Source organism: Mesorhizobium sp. M2A.F.Ca.ET.039.01.1.1, from assembly GCF_003998035.1.
Taxonomy (GTDB): domain Bacteria; phylum Pseudomonadota; class Alphaproteobacteria; order Rhizobiales; family Rhizobiaceae; genus Mesorhizobium.
In genome coordinates this window covers 1-1,516 of sequence record NZ_RZRY01001105.1, presented here as the reverse complement: position 1 = coordinate 1,516, position 1,516 = coordinate 1, and the positions used below count along the sequence as shown (strand labels likewise).

2 protein-coding genes and 1 pseudogene are annotated in these 1,516 nt (G+C 64.1%); 1 reads left to right on the top strand and 2 read right to left on the bottom strand.

Going from position 1 to position 1,516, the window contains the following annotated elements; genetic code table 11:
- Both EOA24_RS37660 and EOA24_RS37655 read right to left on the bottom strand, forming a co-directional pair.
- Positions 1-201, bottom strand: a 201-nt coding sequence (locus EOA24_RS37660) for a GntR family transcriptional regulator (RefSeq protein ID WP_127410801.1), incomplete at its 3' end; no start/stop codon positions are given.
- Positions 198-1,079 carry an N-acetylglucosamine kinase gene (locus EOA24_RS37655; protein WP_127410800.1) on the bottom strand — a complete coding sequence of 294 codons (882 nt, stop codon included), beginning with the start codon at positions 1,077-1,079 and terminating at the stop codon, positions 198-200. The genes EOA24_RS37660 and EOA24_RS37655, both read right to left, overlap by 4 nt.
- Before the next feature lie 201 nt (positions 1,080-1,280).
- On the opposite strand from EOA24_RS37655, the pseudogene EOA24_RS37650 reads away from it, so the two are divergent.
- A pseudogene (locus EOA24_RS37650) lies at positions 1,281-1,516 on the top strand (N-acetylmuramic acid 6-phosphate etherase); the annotation flags it as partial.

Below are 1,516 nucleotides of genomic sequence, written 5' to 3'. Positions count from 1 at the left end.
GTCCTGCACCGCCTTGCGCACGGTGACGCGCGAGATATCGGCCTTGCTGGCGATGTCGCGCTCCGACGGCAGCGCGTCGCCGGGACCGATCAGGCCGCGATTGACCGCTTCCTCGATGCTTTTCCGCAGTTGCAGATAAAGCGGCGCGCCGCTCTGCGAGGATTGTTTCAGCATGGCGAATATCTGGTCGGCGGCGCTCATCGGGCGGCCTCCGAACCATTGGCGAAGACGCGCGCGGCCATCTGAACGGCGCCGCCCAGCGCATCGTCGAGCGGGGCTTTGAGCAGCGCCTGATAACGCGCCGAAAGGCGCGGCGCGTAAAGCGGCGCCAGGCCGCCGAGCAGGCAGAGCGGCGCGTCGTCGGCAAGATCGAGCGCTCCGAGCGAAGCCTCGACATCGGCCACAGCCTTGGCGAGGATGAAATTGGCGACGAGATCGCCCTTTTCGGCATGCTCGAAAACCTTCGGCGCGAAGCCGCCGAAATCGCCGGGCTTGGCGTTGGTGGTGAATTCGACCACGTCTTCCGGATTGTTGCGGAAGACCGCGAGCATGGCGTCGGTCAAGGGCGAGCCCGGACGGATGCCGTCATAGGCAAGCAGCGTCTGTTCCAGCAGGTCGCGGCCGATGCGGGCGCCGCTGCCCTGGTCGCCGACCTGGAAGCCCCAGCCGCCGATGGCGCGGGACTTGCCCTCTTTACGCGCCATATAGGCGGTGCCTGTGCCCAGGATGGCCATGGCGCCGTCACCGGAGCCGACCGCCCCCTCGAGCGCGATCTCGGCATCGGTTTCGACGCGGCTTCGGCTGAAGGGCAGGATTGCTTCGAGCTGCTGCCGGTAGGTGCCGACATTGGCGCCGGCCAACCCGAGAATGGCCGGTGTTTGCGGGATCAAATCCGGATCCGCGCCAGCCGCAAGGAAAGCCTGCCTGGCCGCTTCGATGATGTTGGCGCGGGCGCCGGTGAGATCGGTGCGGATGTTGGCGGCGCCGCTCTTGGCGCGGCCGACGACAACGCCGTCGACGGTCGCAAGGGCCGCCCTGCAGCTGGTGCCGCCGCCATCGATGCCAAGCACGAATTTCACGCGATTTCTCCTCGGGGCCGGATAATACCAATAAAATACCAATAGCCAAGAGTTAATTTCGGTTCAAAAAAGATTAAGCCGTATTTTATTGAAAAATCACGTTAATTTGCCGGAAAGCGAGTTCCGCCACCTGAAATTCGTTAATGCGTGTGGACAAGTGGTATTTTTTTGGTATTGTTCGTTCAGGTCGGAGGAAAATGGATGGCCGAGACGCGCACGGAAGCGCTTCACCAGAATGCCGAGGGGCTGGATGTCGAGGCCCCGGAAGCCATTCTGGCGTTCCTGGCCAACGCCCAGATCGAGGCCGCCAAGGCCGTGCACGGCGCCATTCCGGCGATCGCCGCCGCCGCCGAACTCATCGCGAAGCAGTTGAAGAGTGGCGGGAAACTTGCCTATGCGGCGGCCGGCAGTTCCGGCCTGATGGCGGTGGCCGACGC